Here is a 16,814-nt window from a genome sequence, read left to right as displayed (position 1 = left end):
AGCTGCGGGCGTCAGTTCGCGTGCAGCGCGGCGTTGAGCTCGACGGTGCGGCCCTCGCGGGCCACGACCTCGACGGCGCCGGTCACGGAGTTGCGGCGGAACAGCAGGTTGTCCATGCCGGAGAGCTCGCGGGCCTTGACGACGGTGCCGTCCTCGACGCCGCGCGGGTCCACGACGGTGACCTTGGTGCCGGCCGTGACGTACAGGCCGGCCTCGACCACGCAGTCGTCGCCGAGCGCGATCCCGATGCCGGACTCGGCGCCCAGCAGCGAGCGGCGGCCGATGCGCACGCGCTCGGTGCCGCCGCCGGAGAGGGTGCCCATCGTGGAGGCGCCCCCGCCCACATCGGACCCGTCGCCGACGACGACGCCCTGGGAGATGCGGCCCTCGACCATGGAGTCGCCGAGGGTGCCGGCGTTGAAGTTCACGAATCCCTCGTGCATGACGGTGGTGCCGTCGGCGAGGTGCGCGCCCAGGCGCACGCGGTCGGCGTCGCCGATGCGCACGCCGGAGGGCAGCACGTAGTCGACCATGCGCGGGAACTTGTCGACGCTGAACACGGTGGGGGTGCGGCCGGCGGCGATGAGGCGCAGGCGGGTCTCCTCGAAGCCGGGGACCGCGCAGGGGCCCTCGGAGGTCCAGACGACGTTGGTGAGCTGGACGAACAGGCCCTCGAGGCTCTGCACGTTGGGCTCGATCAGGCGGTGGGAGAGCAGGTGCAGGCGCAGGTAGGCGTCGGCGGTGTCGGCCGGGGCGGCGGCGAGCTCGATCGCGCGGGAGACGACCTCCTGGCGGGTGCCGCGCACCTCGTCCTCGCGGGCGGCGGCGCCGAGCTGGGCGTGCAGCGGCTGGGACTCGAGGTCCGCGGGAGCCTCGCCGAGCTGCGGGGCCGGGTACCAAGTGTCCAGGGTCGAGCCGTCGGCGGCGAGAGTGGCGAGGCCGATGCCCCAGGCGTGCGTCGGCGTGGTCGTGTCGGCGGAGTTCGCGGGGGTGCTCATGCGAAGGATTCTACGGAGCGCCGGGGGCGCTTCCTATCCCTCTGCGGTGTGGGAATCCTCCTGCCCACCGACCGTGCCCTGCTCGGGCCCGGGCCGATCGCCGACCAGGGCGAAGAGCACACGGAAGTCCTCGGCCTTGCCGTCGGAATCCGGATCGCCCTCGAGATCCCTGCCGCGCTCGTCGCGGTTCAGGCGGTTGAACTCCATGATGAGGTCGTTCGCGCGCCGGGCGAGATCCTCCCCCTGATCGCGCGAGATGCGCAGCGACGACGAGAACAGCTGCCCGGCGACGTTCTGCGGGGCCTCGCCCGCCTCGTAGCGCGCGCTCTGGGCGATCCATGAGGTGCGGATCCACTCGATCGCGGCGAGGCTCATGGCCATTGCCGCGCGGCGGTACTCGTCGTCGGAGGCATCAGGGTCGTTGGTCGAGGATCCGCCCTGTCCGTAGTGGAAGCTCGTCTGCGCCAGCCGCCAGACCCGGTCCCTGCGGTCGCGCGCCTCCTCGGGCGCCTCCTCTATGACACCGCCCTTCGCGAGGGTGCGCAGGTGGTAGCTCAGCGCGTTCGCCGCCACGCCCATCTCCTCGGCGAGGTCGGCGGCGCGCGCCGTGCCGCGCCGGCCCACTCGCTCCATGATCTGCAGGCGCAGCGGGTGTGCCATCGCGCGCAGCATCTCCTGCGTCGCGTAGTCGTGGCGCTCGGCCGAAGGACGCTGCTCCTCGGTGCTCATACCAAGAGCCTACCGAGAACCCGCACCGACACATGCGCAATAACTATTGCGCAAGGACTTGTGCGGGTCTAGTCTCGCGGCATGCATCGGCCGACGAAGACCGCCCACGAGACCCACGAGCCGCTCCGACGCAACGCCGAGTACCGCCGCTGGCTCGCCGGCGACGTGCTCCTGGATGCGGGCGCGGGCATCGCAGCCTTCGCCTTCCCGCTCGTCACGCTCGCGGTGACCGGGTCGGTCGCGGCCGTGGGGCTCGTGGGCCTGCTCGAAGGCATCGGGGGACTGGCCGGCATGATCCCCGGCGGCATCCTCGCCGACCGTTTCGACAGGCGGCGCCTGCGACTGCTCGCCTCGGCGACCGGGATCCTCACCCAGGCCGTCCTCGTCGCGGTGCTCGTCGCGGGCGTCGCGAGCGTGCCGGTGCTCGCGGGCCTCGCCTTCGTCCACCGCCTGCGCGGGATGCTCCTGGGCTTCGCCTCCGACGCGATGCTCAAGCAGATCGTCCAGCCTGCCCAGCTGCCGCGCGCCATCTCGATCAACCAAGGCCGCGGGGCGGCGATCGAGCTGGGCAGCGCGCCCGCGAGCGGTGCCCTGCTCGCCGCCCACCTCGCGCTGCCGGCCCTCACCCTCGTGATCGGACACGTCGGCGCCCTGCTCGCGACGCTGCGGATGCGCGGTGACTACCGACCTCGACCTGCCGAGTCCATGGCTGGGGTGTCCCGCTCACACGTCGGCCGGGACCTGCTCGACGCTCTGCGCTGGAGCATCGCGCAGCCTGTGCGGGTGCAGCTCGGTGCGGTGGCAGCCCTCGTGAACCTCGGCTCCAACGGCGCCCTGCTCACCGTCACTCTCATGCTCGCCTCGCGAGGCATTCCCGCCGCGCAGATCGGACTGCTCTCCTCGGTGCTCGCCGCATCGATCCTGGTGGGCGCCGTGCTCGCGCCGCGGATCGTCGAGCGTGTGCCCACGGGCGTCATCGTGATCGGCGGGCTCGTCGCACTGGCGGTGCTCACGCTCGCGATCCCCTTCTCGGCGTCCCCTTGGGTGATAGCCGTGCTCTACGCCGTCATGGGTCTTCCGCTTCCTGCGCTGAACGCCGCATGTGGAGGGTTCTTCCTTCACATCACGCCGACCTCGATGCAGGGACGCGTGGGCGCGCTCAACGGACTCGTCGCCATGGGGCTGATGCCCCTCGCGCCCGCGATCGCGGGCTGGGGACTGGCGCATGCGGGAGCGGCAGTGACGCTCGGCGTATTCGCCGCCCTGTGCGCTCTGGCTGCGGTGATCGGCGTCGTCGGGCCCCACCTGCGAACGATCCCCACCGCCGCCGGTTGGGCTGAGCACGTGCGGCTGACCGGGCTCGCATCAGACGACCCCCGGACCGATGGTCGTGTCGACGACGGGGCTGCGGCGGACGACGGTCGAGCCGTCGGCGACGGGCACGCCGCCCGAGGGTGAACCAGCGAGCGGTCGCTCCGACTCCCCGACGGCCCGTCGGCCCGCGCCCTCAGCGCCGCGCGTTGGCGTTGCGCAGGAACAGCGCCGCGATCACCGCGACGCCCATGATCGCCGCGGGCAGGAACAGGCTCTCGCCCATGGCATGCGCGTACGGGGCGTGCAGCATGTCCGGCAGCACCCCGCCGGAGGAGGCGCCGGCCTCGCCGCCCGCGGCGGCATGGTCGCTCGCCCCGCCGCCCGCGCCGGAGCCGCCGCCGAGGTCCGCGTCGGCGAACTCGGAGGTGATGCGCGAGGCCATCACGGCGGCGATCGCCGCGGAGCCGATCACGGCGCCGAGCTGGCGCATCGAGTTGTAGACGCCCGACCCGGCGCCAGCCTGCGCGCGGGAGAGGCCGTAGGTCGCGGAGATCGACAGCGGAGCCCACATGCCCGCATTGCCCAGGCCCATCACGGCGCCCGGGATCAGCAGCCAGTACCAGGCGGCGTCGTTCATGACGAGCATGCCCATCGCCGCGATGCCGAGGCCGAACAGGGCCAGTCCCACGACGGCCAGAACCCTGGTGTTCCAGCGGTGCAGGTTCTTGCCGACGACGGGGGAGAGCCCGCCGCCGATGATCGCCATCGGTGCGAGCAGCAGCGCCGACTGGGTGGGGGAGAAGCCCTTGACGTTCTGCGTCCACAGCACGATGGGCAGGGCGAAGGTGACGATCGCGGCGCCGACCCCGGCGATCGCGATGTTCGCGACGGCGAAGTTCCGGTCGCGGAACAGGCCCAGCGGCAGCAGCGGCTCGCCGCCCTTCTGCCTCGCCTGCCAGAGCACGAAGAGGATCAGCACCACGATCCCCGCGCCGATCAGCAGAGGGACGGAGAGGACGCCGGTGATGGTGCCCCAGTCGTACGTCGAGCCCTCCTGGATCCCGAATACGACGAGGAACATTCCGAGGGCCGAGAGCAGCACGCCGGGCAGGTCGAAGCGGTGCGCGTGGACCTCGAGGTTCGGCACCAGGCGCATGGCCAGGACGAAGCCGACGATGCCCACCGGCACGTTGACGAAGAAGATCCACTCCCAGCCGAGCCCGTCGACCAGGACGCCGCCGAGGATCGGGCCGACGAGGTTCGCGACCCCTGCGGTCGCGCCCCACAGGGCCATGGCCGGGCCGCGCTGCTGCGGCGGGAACATGCGGGTGATGACGGTCATCGTCTGCGGGGTCATCAGGGCCGCGCCGAGTCCCTGGACCACGCGCGCGAGGATCAGCATCTCGATCGTGCCGGAGAGTCCGCACCACAGGCTCGCCAGGGTGAACACCACAAGGCCCGCGAGGTAGACCCGCTTGGGGCCGAGGCGGTCGCCGAGGCGGCCGGTGACCAGCAGCGGGACGGCGTAGGCGAGCAGGTATGCGCTGGTCACCCAGATGACCTTGGTGATGTCTGCGTCGAGCTCGTCCTGGATGCGCGGGGTCGCGATCGAGACGATCGTGCCGTCCACGAGCAGCATGAAGAAGCCGATGATCATCGACCACAGCGCGGGCCACGGCTTGAGGTCACCGGGCGCCGTCGAGGCCGGGGTCGGTGCCGAGGCAGGGGCGCTCGTGCGGGGGTCCGCGGTGCTGGGCTCCGTGGGCATGGGGCCTCCTGGGGCATCGGGGGAGAGGAGCGCCCATCGGCCGACGGTTCTACGGGACCGGACCTGAGAGGGGAGCCTGGCAGCGCCGGAGCGCTCCGGAAGTGTAGGACTCCGAGCGCCTGCGGGCGCGCTCCCGTGGTCCAACGTCACAGCAGCCCGGGAGGGTCCTGCTCCCGCAGCGCGGCCGTCGCCCCCGATACTGGGATCCATGACCGTCGCCCCCGATCCCACGTCGAGCACCAGCCCCGCGGCTCCCGCGCCGGGCGAGCGCGCGCGCCGCGAGATCCTGCCGGGCGGCCCCGGGCGCGCCGACGACGCCGGACGCGGCGCCGCGCGCCGCGAGGTCGCCGTCATCGGCGCCGGACCGCGCGGCACCGCGATCATCGAGCGCCTGGTCGCCGCCTCGCAGCGGGACGACTGGGAGGGCGTGCTCGACGTGCACCTCGTGGACCCGTGCGCAGGCCTCGGCGGCGACGTGTGGCGGCGAGACCAGGGCGAGGTGCTGCTGATGAACACCGCGACCTGCCAGACCACGATGTACCCCGACGAGTCGTGCCGGCCCGAGCTCCCCGTCCCGCACACGGAGACGCTCGCCGACTTCCTCGCCGCCGAGGGGCTGGGGCCGGCCGACATCGCCTCCCGCGCCGCCCACGGCCGCTACCTCGCTGCCGTGCTCGAGCGCGCCGTCGTCGACGCGGACCCCGCGCGTCTGCGGATCCGTGTGCACCGGACCAGCGCTCTCGACGTCGCCGGCGCGCCCGGCACCCCGCAGCGCATCGCCCTGGAGGACGGCACCGAGCTCGTCGTGGACGCGGTCGCACTCGCCCTCGGCCACCTCGCGACGGCCCCCGGGCCGCGCTCCCAGGTGATGGAGCACGCCGCCGCGCGCCACGGCCTGGTGCACGCGGCTCCCGCGAATCCCCTGCAGGTGGACTACTCCGCGCTGCTGGGACGCGAGCGCGTGGCCGTGCAGGGCATGGGCCTGAACTTCTACGACGCGATCGGCATGCTCGCCGACGCCGCCGGCGGACGCTTCGTGCCCGACGCGCACGCCCCTTCGGGACTGCGCTACCTGCCCGGCGGCGGCGAGCCCCAGCTGGTCGTCGGCTCCCGCTCCGGCATGGTCTACCGGCCCAAGCCCGACCTGCGCCCCTACCTGCCCGAGCTCCACCAGCCGAGGATCCTCACCCGCGAACGCGTGCTCGAGCTGTCGGTGCGGCCCGACGGACTCGACCACGAGGCCGACGTCATGCCGCTGATCCTCGCCGAGCTGCAGCGCGCGCTCGCCGTCTCCGGCTTCCGCGCGCTCGCCGAGGAGTCCGAGATCCTGCGGATCCTCTTCCCCTTCGGCCGCCGCGGAGGCCCCATCACCGACGCCCACGCGCGCACCCTCGAGGTGGTGCGCCGCAGCCTGCGCGAGGCCGCCGAGCCGGACCCCGCCTGGTTGCTCGTCTTCCGGGTCCTCACCGCATGCCGCATCCAGGTCAACCAGCTCATCGACCTCGGCGCGTACACCACGGAGTCCGTGGCCCGCGACATCGACGGCCACCTGCGCAACGCCTTCGCCTCCTGGGCATCCGGCCCGCCCGTGCTGCGCGTGCGCCAGCTGCTCGCCCTCGAGGAGGCCGGGCTCGTGCGCTTCACCGGACCGGGCATGCGCGTGGACGTCGACGAGGACGGGGGCCGCTTCGTCGTCACCGCGGGCGAGGACTGCCGCTACTCCTGCGACGGGGTGCTCGAGGCCCATCTGCCGGGCGTCGAGCTCAACGCCTTCACCTCCCCGCTGCTGCGCGCCTGGCGCGAGCGCGGGGAGGCCCGACAGGACTCATGGGCCTCGCGGGGCACCGGCCGACGCGTGCCGACGGGCTCGATCGCGGTCGACGGGCTCTACGCCCCGATCGGCAAGGACGGGCGGGTCCACGAGCGGCGCCTGCTCGTCGGCGTCCCGGTCTCCACCGCCCAACCCGGATCCGCGATCACCGCCGAGCCCGGCACCGCCCCGCAGCTGCTGCACCACGCCGAGGTCGTCGCGCGACGCCTCGCTGCCTGGGGCGGCTCGCTGCCCGCGTGACACGATAGGGCGCATGACCTCGCCCTCCAGCTCCACCCCCACCGACTCCGCGCCGGCGCTCGACCCCCGCGCCGACATCGTCGACCTGACCGCCGCGATCGTCGACATCGAGTCGGTCTCCGGGAACGAGAAGGCCCTCGCCGACGCCGTCGAGCAGGCGCTGCGCACCCACGCTCCGCACCTCACGGTGATCCGCGACGGCGACACCGTCATCGCCCGCACCGAGCTGGGACGCGAGGAGCGCGTGGTCCTCGCCGGGCACCTGGACACCGTGCCCGTGGCAGAGAACCTCCCGTCCTCCCGCCGCGAGCTCGAGGGACGCGAGGAGCTCGTGGGCCGCGGCAGCTGCGACATGAAGGGCGGCGTCGCGATGCTGCTGAAGGTCGCCGTGGAGGTGCCCGAGCCGCCGCGCGACCTCACCTTCCTCTTCTACGACCACGAGGAGGTCGCCAAGGCCGACAACTCCCTGACCCGCATCGCCCGCACCCATCCCGAGCACCTGCGCGGCGACTTCGCGATCCTCGGCGAGCCCACCTCCGCCGGTGTCGAGGGCGGCTGCAAGGGCACCATGAAGCTCGAGGTCACCGCGCACGGCACCGCAGCCCACTCGGCCCGCGACTGGGTGGGCGACAACGCCATCCATCACCTCGCCCCGGTCCTGCAGCGCCTCGCCGCCTACGAGGCCCGCCGCGCCGTCGTCGACGGTCTCGAGTACCGCGAGTGCCTGAACGCGGTCGCCATCGGCGGCGGCATCGCCGGGAACGTGATCCCCGACCGCGCCTCGCTCACCCTGAACTACCGCTTCGCGCCCGACACCAGCCCCGCGCAGGCCGAGGCGCACGTGCGCGAGCTGCTCGAGGGGTGCGCGGTGGACATCGTCGTCACCGACAGCGCCGCCGGGGCCCTGCCCGGCCTGGACACCCCCGCCGCCCGCGAGTTCCTCGCTGCGCTCGGCGACGGCGTGGGCGTGGCCGCCAAGCAGGGGTGGACCGACGTCTCCCGCTTCGCCGAGCTCGGCACCCCTGCCGTGAACTTCGGCCCCGGCGACCCCCTCCTCGCCCACACCGATGACGAGCACGTGCCCTTCGAGGACCTCCGCGCGGCGCTCGACGGGCTGCGCCGCTGGCTCGAGCCGTCGGCCCGATGAGCAGCCCGAGCACGCGGGTGCCCGCCGAGCCCGCGCTCCGTCGCAGCATCGGCTTCGGCCAGCTGCTCGCCTACGGGCTGGTGTTCATCGGGCCCGCCGCTGCCGTCGGCGTCTGGGGCACGCTGGACGCGAAGTCCGGCGGCGTGGTGCCCGTCGTCTACCTCGTCGCGACGCTCGTGATGGCGCTGACCGCCTCGAGCTACGCGCTCATGTCCCGTGCCGTCCCGCGCGCCGGCAGCGTCTTCGCCTACGCGAGCGAGGGCATCGGCCGCAGAGTGGGCCACATGGGCGGCTGGATGATGCTGCTGGACTACGTGCTGATCCCCTCGGTCGCCTACCTCTTCAGCGGCATCGCCCTGCACTCGCTGTTCCCGCAGATCCCCGTGTGGGTGTTCGTGGTGGTCGCGGTCGTGCTCACCACCGGTCTCAACCTCGCCGGCGTGGGCGTGACCTCGAAGGTCTCCGCGGTCGTCGTGCTCGTCGAGGTGCTCGTGCTGGCGGCGGTGGTGATCGCCGGCATCGCGGTCCTGGCCTCGGACGGTCCGGTCCGCGGCTGGCTCGACCCGATCACGGGCGGCGGCGCCGGCCTGCACCCCCGCCTCGTGCTCGGCGCGGTCTCCGTCGCCGTCCTGTCCTACCTGGGGTTCGATGCGCTCGCGACCTTCGCCGAGGAGACCCGCGGGGGCTCCGCCGCGATCGCCCGGGCGACGCTCGTGTGCCTCGCCGTCGCCGGTGTGCTCTTCATCGTCCAGACCTACATCGGCGCGCTGCTCTCCCCGGAGACCACCGCCCAGCTGCAGGCCGACCCGTCCCTGCAGGGCGATGCCTACTACGCGATGGTCGACTCCTCGATCAGCCCGCTCCTGCACGGGCTGCTCGCCCTCGCCAAGGGAGTCGGCGCCATGTTCAGCGCCCTCGTGGGCCAGGCCGCGGCCAGCCGCGTGATCATGGACATGGCCCGCTCCGGGTCGCTGCCCGGGGGTCTGGCGAAGGTCTCCGCCCGCTCCGGCGCTCCGGTGGCCGGCGTGCTCGCGGCCGCCGCCGGGAACGTCGCCGTCGCCCTGTGGGCGGCGCTGCGTCCCGACGGGCTCGACGTGGTCTCCTCCGCGGTCGACGTCGGCGCGATCACCGGCTTCGTCCTCGTCCACGTCTCCGTGATCGGCTATTTCGTGATGCGCCGACGCGGCGGGCCGGTGCGACCCCTCCCGCATCTGGTGATCCCGATCCTGGGCGCCCTCTCGCTGCTCGCCGTGCTGGTCTCCTCGAGCCCGCTCGCGCTCGCCGTGGGCGCCGTCTGGGCGGTGCTCGGACTGATCGTCATGCTCGTGCGCGGCCCCCGCGCCGCCGCCTGACCCCGGGAGGGCCGCACCCGCCGCCCTTCTCGTCGGCCCCGCGACCGGCCCCGCCGACACGCCCGCGGAGCCTCCCCGCTGGGTCCGGGAGCCGCCGTAGTGTGGACGCGCCGGGGCGGCGGCGCCGCAGCAGGGGCCCGGTGCATCGACGAAGGGGGATCAGAGATGGCACGAGCGACGCGCGCACCGCAGGCGGCGCCCAGTCGGCGCACGGTGAGCACGGCACTCGCCGCGACGGCGCTCGGGGGCACGGTCCTCGCGGCGGCCGGGTGCACGCAGGACGGTCCGGGCGGGGGCAGGGGAGGCGGCGCGGCGTCCAAGAAGCCGACGGCCGAGGAGATCCGCGCCCAGAAGGTCTCCCAGGCGAAGCTCCAGCTCGCCCAGCACGACCCCGACGCCGCCGAGAAGACCCTGAAGGGCCAGGACGGCGACGAGGTCGACTCTCTGCGCACGAAGATCTCCTCCGCGCGCGAGGCCCTCGTGGAGTGGCCGGACGACCTGCAGGTCTCCCACCTGTTCTTCCACACGCTCATCGTCGATCCCGAGCGCGCCTTCGACGGCGACGAGGACGCCCAGGGCTACGACGACTACATGTGCACGATCGACGAGTTCACGAAGATCATGCAGGACGTCTACGACGACGGGTACGTGCTGGTCAGCCCGCACGACATCTGCGAGAAGCAGGACGACGGCACGATGAAGCCCCTGCCGATCCGCCTGCCCGAGGACCGCAAGCCCATGGTCCTCTCCCAGGACGACGTCTGCTACTACGAGTACATGGAGGGCGACGGCTTCGCCACGGACCTCCACCCGAACGCCGACGGCCGCGTGGTCAACTCCTACACCGATGCCGACGGGAAGACCTCCGAGGGCTCCTACGACATGGTCCCGCTCGTCGACGACTTCCTCGAGGACCACCCCGACTTCTCGTACCACGGTCACAAGGGCGTGCTCGCCCTCACCGGCTACAACGGCATCCTCGGCTACCGCAGCTCGGAGCGCGAGTACGGGGACGACCCCGAGAAGCTCAAGACCGCTCAGGAGAAGGCGAAGAAGACGGCCGCCGCCCTCAAGGACACCGGCTGGGAGATCGCGAGCCACAGCTGGGGGCACCTCGACATCAAGAAGTCCTCGCTCGCGCATCTCACCCGGGACTTCGACCGCTGGGACGCCGAGGTCAAGCCGCTCACCGGCGAGACCGACCTGCTGATCCTCCCCTTCGGCGCCGATCTCAGCGGCGTCCCGCCCTACGACACCCAGGACCCGAAGTACCGGGCCGTGCGCGACCACGGCTTCGACTTCATCTTCCTCGTGGACGGCACCGCCGAGTACTGGGCGCAGATGCAGGACGGCTACCTCCGCCAGGCCCGCATGAACGTCGACGGCATCCGCCTGCGCGCGAACGCCGCGGGCGAGGAGACCAGCCTCGAGCCGTTCTTCGACTCCTCCTCGGTGATCGACCACTCCCGCCCCGGGCTCTGAGGCGCCGGGGCCGACGACCGTGCAAGGACGCTACGCTCGGCTCATGACCGCCCAGAACACCGATCGGCACCGCAAGGGGCCCATCACGCTGCGCGGGACGCAGCGGCCCACCACCACGACCGACCAGCACCTCCTCGAGGACGAGGGGCCGGGGGAGTGGGTCCACTCGGACCCGTGGCGGGTGATGCGGATCCAGGCGGAGTTCGTCGAGGGGTTCGGTGCGCTCGCCGAGCTCGGCCCCGCCATCTCGATCTTCGGCTCGGCGCGCATCGCCCCTGACCACCCGGACTACGCGAAGGCCGAGCAGATCGCCCGCGGGGTCGTCGACCTCGGCTACGCCGTCATCACGGGCGGCGGCCCGGGGATCATGGAGGCCGGCAACAAGGGCGCCAAGGAGTGCGGCGGCGTCTCGGTGGGACTGGGCATCGAGCTGCCCTTCGAACAGGGGATGAACGAGTATGTCGACCTGGGTGTCGACTTCCGGTACTTCTTCGCCCGCAAGACCGTGTTCGTGAAGTACTCGAGCGGCTTCGTGGTGCTCCCCGGCGGCTTCGGCACCTTCGACGAGATGTTCGAGGCGCTGTGCCTCATGCAGACCCACAAGATCCGCATGTTCCCCCTGGTCCTCGTGGGCCGCGACTACTGGCAGGGGCTGCTCGACTGGATCCGCGGCACCGTGCTCGACCACGGACTGATCAGCGAGAAGGACCTCGGGCTGCTGCGCCTGGTCGACACCGCCGACGAGGCCCTGGACGTGCTGCGCGACGCCGCTCTGCAGCAGCGATGACCGCCGTCGGCCCGGGCGTGGTGGTGCTCCTCCTCGTCGCCGCCGTGGTCGCCGTGGTCATGGTGCTCGCGGCTCTGGGGAAGCTCGACCTCTCGATGCCCGCCCCCGGCGCGGACCACGAGCACCGTCGGCCGCGGCGGAGCCGGCACGGTCGTGGTCCGAGCCGCGGGCTGCGCCGGGGAGGGGTGCGCGGACCCGGGCACCGGTGGGGTGCCGGGAGACGTCGGAGGGAGTCCTACGCGGCGCCCGGCGAGGATGCATCGTCCGACGTGTGAGCGTCATCTCCGAGAACCTGAGATACTGGTGGCCGACAGTTGCTGCCGACGCTCCCGCAGGGGTGGGAGCGGCGTGCGTTCACATCACCGAGGAGGCAGGCCCATGGCCGCTATGAAGCCGCGCACCGGAGACGGTCCGCTCGAGGTCGTGGAGGAGGGCCGCAGCATCATCATGCGTGTCCCGCTCGAGGGCGGCGGACGCCTCGTCGTCGAGATCGACGGCTCCGAGGCGAAGACCCTGCGCGACGCCCTGGAGGGCGTGATCAAGGCCTGATGATCGGCTGCTGATCAGAGCACCGGACCCCGTCCCTCGGCATGAGGGGCGGGGTCCTGTGTATGCGGGTGGGGAACGCGCGGAGGAGGCGGAGCGGGCTGTGCCGCAGTCACCCCGGCGTGGCGGCGCGTCAGCCGCGCAGCACCGCGGCGAGCACGCCGTCGCCGCTCGGGGAGAGCGCGGGGATCAGGTCCTCGGCCTCCTGGACCTCGCGCAGCAGCGCGCGGACCTCCTGCGTGGTGGCGTCGCGGGCGGTGGGGTCGGCGACCCGGTCGTGGAAGAGCGCCTGGGAGATCACCAGCACGCCGCCCGGCCGCAGCAGACGGCGCGCGTGGGTCAGCAGGTCGCGCGCGTGGGGCGCATCGGCGTGGAAGCTCACGAGGTCGTAGGCGTGGTCGGTGAGACGGCCGATGACCTCTCGCGGGCTGCCCGCGATCGTGCGCGCACGCCCGGAGCGCAGACCCGCCTCGCTGAAGGCCTCGCGGGCCGCGCGCTGGTTCTCGACCTCGGGGTCGATCGTGGTGAGCACGCCGTCGGGGTGCATCCCGGCCAGCACGTACAGGGAGGCCACCCCGGCGCCGGTGCCGATCTCGACGGCGCTGCGCGCGCCGACGGACGCCGCGAGCACGCGCATGAGGGCGCCGGCCCCGGGCAGCACGGGGGCGACCCCGAGCTCCGATCCGCGTTCGCGGGCGCGCGCGAGCACGCCCGGCACCTCGAAGAGCGATTCCTCGTCGACGAACTCCTCGCCGTGGGCCCAGCTGGTCACCTTCCCCGATGCCATCTGCGGATCCTCCTGTTCGTCGGGTCATGAGCGGTCGCGCGACCGGGCAGGTCACCGCCGGGTCGCCGCGAGCACGCGGATGTCGACCAGGGTACGTCAGCACCCGCCCAGGTCGTACCGGCGCCCCACACAGGCTCGCTCTGCCATAATGGCCTGGCACATTTCGGTTCGATGGCAGGTGGACTCGTGGACATTTTCGGGGGCTGGGAGATCCTCATCCTGCTCATCGTGTTCGTGATCTTCATCGGACCGCAGCGCCTGCCGGAGTACACGCGCAACATCGTGCAGTGGGTGCGCAAGGCGCGCCGCTGGGTCGATGATTCCCGGGCCACCGTCGAGGACGAGATGGGCCTGTCCATGGACGAGCTGCGCAAGTACGATCCCCGTCAGTACGACCCCCGCCGCATCATCCGCGACGCCTGGGGCGACACCAGCGTGGACGACATCCTGCCGGACACCAAGGCGCTCACCGGCGCCGTCACGGGCACCGCCGCGGCCGCTTCCGGCTCGAAGCGCTCCACCAAGGGATCCGCGGAGGACGAAGGCCCGCAGCGGGCCCCCTTCGACGACGAGGCGACCTGACCCGCCTCTCCTGATCCGTGCCCCCGCAGCGTCCTCGTCCGCCCCGCGGGTCTCAGCCGCGCACGGTGAGCGGCAGACGCATCCCCGACAGGCCCCGCGGGCGCGCGACGAGCGATGCGGCGATCGCGCGCAGCTGCTGGGCGGCGGGCACCTCCGGATCGGAGAGCACGAGCGGCACGCCGCTGTCGGCCCCCTCCCGCAGCCGCGGATCCAGCGGCACCTGCCCGAGCACCGGCACGGGGTGCTCGACGGCTCCGGCGAGGGTCTCGGCGACCCGCTCCCCGCCGCCGGTGCCGAAGACGTCCATGCGCGAGCCGTCGGGCAGCACGAGCCCGCTCATGTTCTCCACGACCCCGGCGACGTCCTGCTTGGTGGCCTTCGCGAGCGAGCCCACCCGCTCGGCGACGGAGGCCGCAGAGACCTGCGGCGTGGTGACCACCAGCATCTGCGCCTTGGGCAGCAGCTGGGCGACGGAGATCGCGACATCGCCGGTGCCGGGCGGGAGGTCCAGCAGCAGCACGTCGAGCTCGCCCCAGAAGACGTCGGACGCGAACTGCTCGATCGCCCGGTGCATCTTCGGGCCGCGCCAGACGACGGCCTGGCCGTCGGGCACGAACATGCCGATGCTCATGACCTTCACGCCGTGCGCCTCGGGCGGCATCAGCAGGTCGCCCACCTTCGTGGGCTTGTCGGTGATGCCGAACATCCCCGGCATCGAGAAGCCGTGGATGTCCGCGTCGATGACGCCGACGGAGAGCCCCTGCGCTGCCATGGCGGCGGCGAGGTTCGCGGTCACGGTCGACTTGCCGACCCCGCCCTTGCCGGAGGAGACGGCGAGGATCCGGGTGAGCGTCCCGGGCTTGTTGAAGGGGATCTGGCGGTGGCCCTGGCGCAGGCGCGTGGTGAGCGCCTTGCGCTGCTCGTCGGTCATCGTCCGCGAATCGACCTTCACGCCGGCCAGTCCGGGAACGGTCGCGGTCGCCTCCGCGGTCGAGCGCTCGAGCCGGTCGCGCATGGGGCAGGCCGCGATCGTGACCAGGATGGTCACCTCTGCGGTGCCGGCGGCGTCGATCGTCACCGAGTCGACCATGTCGAGCTCGGTGATGGGACGGCCGATCTCCGGGTCGACGACGGCCTCGAGCGCCTCGTGGATGCGGGCGATCCGCGGATCGGGCTCCTCTGGCGTGCTCACGTCATCCCTTCTTCCTCATACGTCCTGAGTCGTGCTCAGGAGGCGTCGCGCTCGGCGAGTGCCGCGCGCACCTCACTGCGCAGCATGCTCCGCAGCTCCTCGCGGTCGACGCCCGGCACCCCGGTCGACGCGGCCGTCTCCTGGCCGGCGGCGGCCTGCGGTGCGCCCGCGGCGGAGCCGTCGGCATCCTCGCGCTCCTTCTCGAGGTCCTCGAGGAGGTCGCGCAGCTCTCCGCGCACGAAGTCGCGGGTGGCGACGTCATTCAGGGCGATGCGCAGGGAGGCGATCTCGCGCGTGATGAAGTCCGTGGTCGCGTGGTTGCGGTCGTTGGACTGGCGGTCCTGCTCGGCCTGCACGCGGTCGCGATCGTCCTGGCGGTTCTGCGCGAGCAGCAGCAGGGGTGCCGCGTAGGAGGCCTGCAGCGAGAGGATCAGGGTCAGCAGCGTGAAGTTGAGGCTGCGGGGATCGAACTGGGCGCTCTCGGGCATGATCGAGTTCCAGGCCAGCCAGACGGCGCAGAAGAGCGTCATCCCGACCAGGAAGGCCGGGGTGCCCATGAAGCGGGCGAAGCCCTCGGCGCCGCGGCCGAAGGTGTCGCCGGAGAGCGGGTTGCGGACGCGTCGGCGCAGGGGCTCCGGATCATCCAGGGTCGGCGTGCGGTCTGCCATCACCCTCACCCCTTCCGCGAGTCGTCGGTGGTCGTGCTGTCGTTCGTGGTCGTGCCCGTGCTCTCGCCCTGGATCCCGCGGGCGATCTCCGAGAGGTCGATCTGGCCCGTGGTCACCGGGGGCTCGTCCTGTTCCCGCCAGTCATCGGGCAGCACGTGGTCGAGCACGTCGTCGACCGTGACCGCACCCAGCAGGCGCCCCTCGTCGTCGACCACGGGGATCGAGACCAGGTTGTAGGTCGCCATCTCTCGCGTCACGCCGGACAGCGGCACCTGCGGCTCGACCGTGTGGCGGTCGGCGTCGAGGATCTCGCCGACCGGCCGGTCGGGGCGCTCCCGCAGCAGGTGCTGGAAGTGGACGATGCCCAGCAGCTTGCCGGTCGGCGTCTCGAGCGGCGAGCGGCACACGTGGACGGTCGAGGCGAGAGCGGGGGAGAGCTCCTCCCGGCTGATCATCGCCAGGCAGTGCGCGACGGGCGTCTCCGGGGCCGTGATCAGCGGCTCCGTGGTCATCATGCCGCCGGCGGTGTACTCGTCGTAGGCGAGCAGGCGGCGCACGTCCTCCGCCTCCTCGGGCTCCATGAGCCCCAGCAGGGTCTCGGCGACCTGGTCGGGCAGCTCCTGGACGAGGTCCGCGGCATCGTCGGGGTCCATCTCGTCGAGCACGTCGGCCGCGCGCGAGGACTCCAGGCCGGTGAGGACCTCCACGCGGGTGTCCTCCGGCAGCTCCTCGAGGACGTCGGCCAGGCGGTCGTCGGCGAGCTCGGAGGCCAGCTCGATGCGCCGCTTGGCGTCGAGCTCCTGGACGATGTCGGCGAGGTCCGCGGGCTTGAGGTCCTGGTAGGAGGCGAGCAGCAGCGCGGCCGACTGCTCGGTGTCGCTGCCGAACAGGCCCTTGACCGCGCTCTGGTCGACGGTGAGGGTCTCCCCACGGCTGACGAGCTTCGAGAGGCCCGAACCGGTCTTCAGGCGGCGCAGGTAGAGCTTCGCGACCACCCAGTCGTGCTGCCGGTTCTGCTCGAGCCCGACGTCCTGCACGGTCGCCCGGCCCGAGCCGTCCAGCAGCGAGACGGTGCGCTCGAGCAGATCACCGATGGCCAGCTGCTCGCCGCTGCGCTTCTCGAAGCGGCGCAGGTTCAGCACGCCCGAGGAGATGACCTGCCCGGGCATGATCGAGGTGACCCGGGTGGCAGGCAGGAACACGCGCCGTTTGCCCGGCACCTCGACCACGAAGCCGACGGCGCGCGCGGCGCCGCGCGCCTGGGGGAGCACGACGACGTCCCTGATCTTCCCGACGGACTCCCCGATCGGGTCGAAGACGGCGGTGCCCGCCAGGCGTGCGGCAAAGAAGCGGGGCTGCGGAGAGGTCACGTCCCTCAGGGTAGTGCCCTG

The 16,814-nt window shown here is 72.5% G+C and carries 16 protein-coding genes; 9 read left to right on the top strand and 7 right to left on the bottom strand.

Annotated features, from left to right (window positions below):
• Positions 1-11: 11 nt before the first annotated feature.
• Both dapD and FHG10_RS11645 read right to left on the bottom strand, forming a co-directional pair.
• On the bottom strand, positions 12-998 hold the full coding sequence (gene dapD, locus FHG10_RS11650; RefSeq protein ID WP_152353501.1) for a 2,3,4,5-tetrahydropyridine-2,6-dicarboxylate N-succinyltransferase: 987 nt from the start codon (positions 996-998) through the stop codon (positions 12-14).
• A 33-nt stretch (positions 999-1,031) separates the two neighbouring features.
• On the bottom strand, positions 1,032-1,727 hold the full coding sequence (locus FHG10_RS11645) for an ArsR/SmtB family transcription factor (protein WP_227488205.1): 696 nt from the start codon (positions 1,725-1,727) through the stop codon (positions 1,032-1,034).
• An 81-nt stretch (positions 1,728-1,808) separates the two neighbouring features.
• Here FHG10_RS11645 and FHG10_RS11640 point away from each other — a divergent pair, with 81 nt between their 5' ends.
• Positions 1,809-3,185 carry an MFS transporter gene (locus FHG10_RS11640; RefSeq protein ID WP_152353500.1) on the top strand — a complete coding sequence of 459 codons (1,377 nt, stop codon included), beginning with the start codon at positions 1,809-1,811 and terminating at the stop codon, positions 3,183-3,185.
• 49 nt (positions 3,186-3,234) lie between these two features.
• Here FHG10_RS11640 and FHG10_RS11635 read toward each other — a convergent pair whose 3' ends face one another.
• Positions 3,235-4,809, bottom strand: a complete 1,575-nt coding sequence (locus tag FHG10_RS11635) for a DHA2 family efflux MFS transporter permease subunit (RefSeq protein WP_152353499.1) — start codon at positions 4,807-4,809, stop codon at positions 3,235-3,237.
• A gap of 208 nt (positions 4,810-5,017) precedes the next feature.
• On the opposite strand from FHG10_RS11635, the gene FHG10_RS11630 reads away from it, so the two are divergent.
• The 7 genes from FHG10_RS11630 to FHG10_RS11600 all read left to right on the top strand — a co-directional run bounded on the left by FHG10_RS11630 (position 5,018) and on the right by FHG10_RS11600 (position 12,197).
• Positions 5,018-6,880 (top strand): FAD/NAD(P)-binding protein, encoded by a 1,863-nt coding sequence (locus FHG10_RS11630; RefSeq protein WP_152353498.1) that lies wholly within the window; start codon positions 5,018-5,020, stop codon positions 6,878-6,880.
• A 13-nt stretch (positions 6,881-6,893) separates the two neighbouring features.
• Complete coding sequence (dapE, locus tag FHG10_RS11625; RefSeq protein ID WP_152353497.1) at positions 6,894-8,027, top strand: succinyl-diaminopimelate desuccinylase; 1,134 nt, start codon at positions 6,894-6,896, stop codon at positions 8,025-8,027.
• Positions 8,024-9,379, top strand: a complete 1,356-nt coding sequence (locus FHG10_RS11620) for an APC family permease (RefSeq protein ID WP_152353496.1) — start codon at positions 8,024-8,026, stop codon at positions 9,377-9,379. The genes dapE and FHG10_RS11620 overlap by 4 nt, the downstream gene beginning before the upstream one ends.
• Before the next feature lie 165 nt (positions 9,380-9,544).
• Positions 9,545-10,861: a polysaccharide deacetylase family protein gene (locus FHG10_RS11615; protein WP_152353495.1), complete on the top strand. Its 1,317-nt coding sequence runs from the start codon at positions 9,545-9,547 to the stop codon at positions 10,859-10,861.
• A gap of 43 nt (positions 10,862-10,904) precedes the next feature.
• A complete protein-coding gene (locus FHG10_RS11610; RefSeq protein ID WP_152353494.1) occupies positions 10,905-11,648 on the top strand; it encodes an LOG family protein in 744 nt (247 codons plus the stop codon).
• Positions 11,645-11,923 (top strand): hypothetical protein, encoded by a 279-nt coding sequence (locus FHG10_RS11605; protein WP_152353493.1) that lies wholly within the window; start codon positions 11,645-11,647, stop codon positions 11,921-11,923. Before FHG10_RS11610 ends, FHG10_RS11605 begins: the two co-directional genes overlap by 4 nt.
• Positions 11,924-12,026: 103 nt before the next feature.
• A complete protein-coding gene (locus FHG10_RS11600; RefSeq protein WP_152353492.1) occupies positions 12,027-12,197 on the top strand; it encodes a DUF3117 domain-containing protein in 171 nt (56 codons plus the stop codon).
• Positions 12,198-12,327: 130 nt separating this feature from the next.
• Here the strand turns inward: FHG10_RS11600 and FHG10_RS11595 are convergent, their stop codons facing one another.
• Positions 12,328-12,981 (bottom strand): O-methyltransferase, encoded by a 654-nt coding sequence (locus FHG10_RS11595; protein WP_152353491.1) that lies wholly within the window; start codon positions 12,979-12,981, stop codon positions 12,328-12,330.
• Positions 12,982-13,167: 186 nt separating this feature from the next.
• Here FHG10_RS11595 and FHG10_RS11590 point away from each other — a divergent pair, with 186 nt between their 5' ends.
• Positions 13,168-13,563, top strand: coding sequence for a twin-arginine translocase TatA/TatE family subunit (locus FHG10_RS11590; RefSeq protein WP_227488204.1), 396 nt, complete (start codon positions 13,168-13,170; stop codon positions 13,561-13,563).
• A 52-nt stretch (positions 13,564-13,615) separates the two neighbouring features.
• Here the strand turns inward: FHG10_RS11590 and FHG10_RS11585 are convergent, their stop codons facing one another.
• Genes FHG10_RS11585 through FHG10_RS11575 form a run of 3 tightly spaced genes read right to left on the bottom strand, consistent with a single transcriptional unit; the run spans position 13,616 to position 16,793 of the window.
• Positions 13,616-14,755, bottom strand: coding sequence for an Mrp/NBP35 family ATP-binding protein (locus FHG10_RS11585; RefSeq protein ID WP_152353489.1), 1,140 nt, complete (start codon positions 14,753-14,755; stop codon positions 13,616-13,618).
• 35 nt (positions 14,756-14,790) lie between these two features.
• Positions 14,791-15,423 (bottom strand): DUF1003 domain-containing protein, encoded by a 633-nt coding sequence (locus FHG10_RS11580; protein WP_152353488.1) that lies wholly within the window; start codon positions 15,421-15,423, stop codon positions 14,791-14,793.
• A gap of 5 nt (positions 15,424-15,428) precedes the next feature.
• A complete protein-coding gene (locus FHG10_RS11575; protein ID WP_152353487.1) occupies positions 15,429-16,793 on the bottom strand; it encodes a magnesium transporter MgtE N-terminal domain-containing protein in 1,365 nt (454 codons plus the stop codon).
• Positions 16,794-16,814: the final 21 nt, after the last annotated feature.

The organism is Brachybacterium subflavum, assembly GCF_009299795.1.
Classification (GTDB): domain Bacteria; phylum Actinomycetota; class Actinomycetes; order Actinomycetales; family Dermabacteraceae; genus Brachybacterium; species Brachybacterium subflavum.
Note: the sequence above shows the minus strand (reverse complement) of the source record. Positions and strands in the feature narration are given on the sequence as shown.

Coding starts and splice junctions, on each gene's coding strand:
- dapE (WP_152353497.1), top strand. CDS start 6,894: ATGACCTCGCCCTCCAGCTCCACCCCCACCGACTCCGCGCCGGCGCTC.
- FHG10_RS11595 (WP_152353491.1), bottom strand. CDS start 12,981: ATGGCATCGGGGAAGGTGACCAGCTGGGCCCACGGCGAGGAGTTCGTC.
- FHG10_RS11620 (WP_152353496.1), top strand. CDS start 8,024: ATGAGCAGCCCGAGCACGCGGGTGCCCGCCGAGCCCGCGCTCCGTCGC.
- FHG10_RS11605 (WP_152353493.1), top strand. CDS start 11,645: ATGACCGCCGTCGGCCCGGGCGTGGTGGTGCTCCTCCTCGTCGCCGCC.
- FHG10_RS11645 (WP_227488205.1), bottom strand. CDS start 1,727: ATGAGCACCGAGGAGCAGCGTCCTTCGGCCGAGCGCCACGACTACGCG.
- FHG10_RS11630 (WP_152353498.1), top strand. CDS start 5,018: ATGACCGTCGCCCCCGATCCCACGTCGAGCACCAGCCCCGCGGCTCCC.
- FHG10_RS11635 (WP_152353499.1), bottom strand. CDS start 4,809: ATGCCCACGGAGCCCAGCACCGCGGACCCCCGCACGAGCGCCCCTGCC.
- FHG10_RS11615 (WP_152353495.1), top strand. CDS start 9,545: ATGGCACGAGCGACGCGCGCACCGCAGGCGGCGCCCAGTCGGCGCACG.
- dapD (WP_152353501.1), bottom strand. CDS start 998: ATGAGCACCCCCGCGAACTCCGCCGACACGACCACGCCGACGCACGCC.
- FHG10_RS11610 (WP_152353494.1), top strand. CDS start 10,905: ATGACCGCCCAGAACACCGATCGGCACCGCAAGGGGCCCATCACGCTG.
- FHG10_RS11600 (WP_152353492.1), top strand. CDS start 12,027: ATGGCCGCTATGAAGCCGCGCACCGGAGACGGTCCGCTCGAGGTCGTG.
- FHG10_RS11640 (WP_152353500.1), top strand. CDS start 1,809: ATGCATCGGCCGACGAAGACCGCCCACGAGACCCACGAGCCGCTCCGA.
- FHG10_RS11580 (WP_152353488.1), bottom strand. CDS start 15,423: ATGGCAGACCGCACGCCGACCCTGGATGATCCGGAGCCCCTGCGCCGA.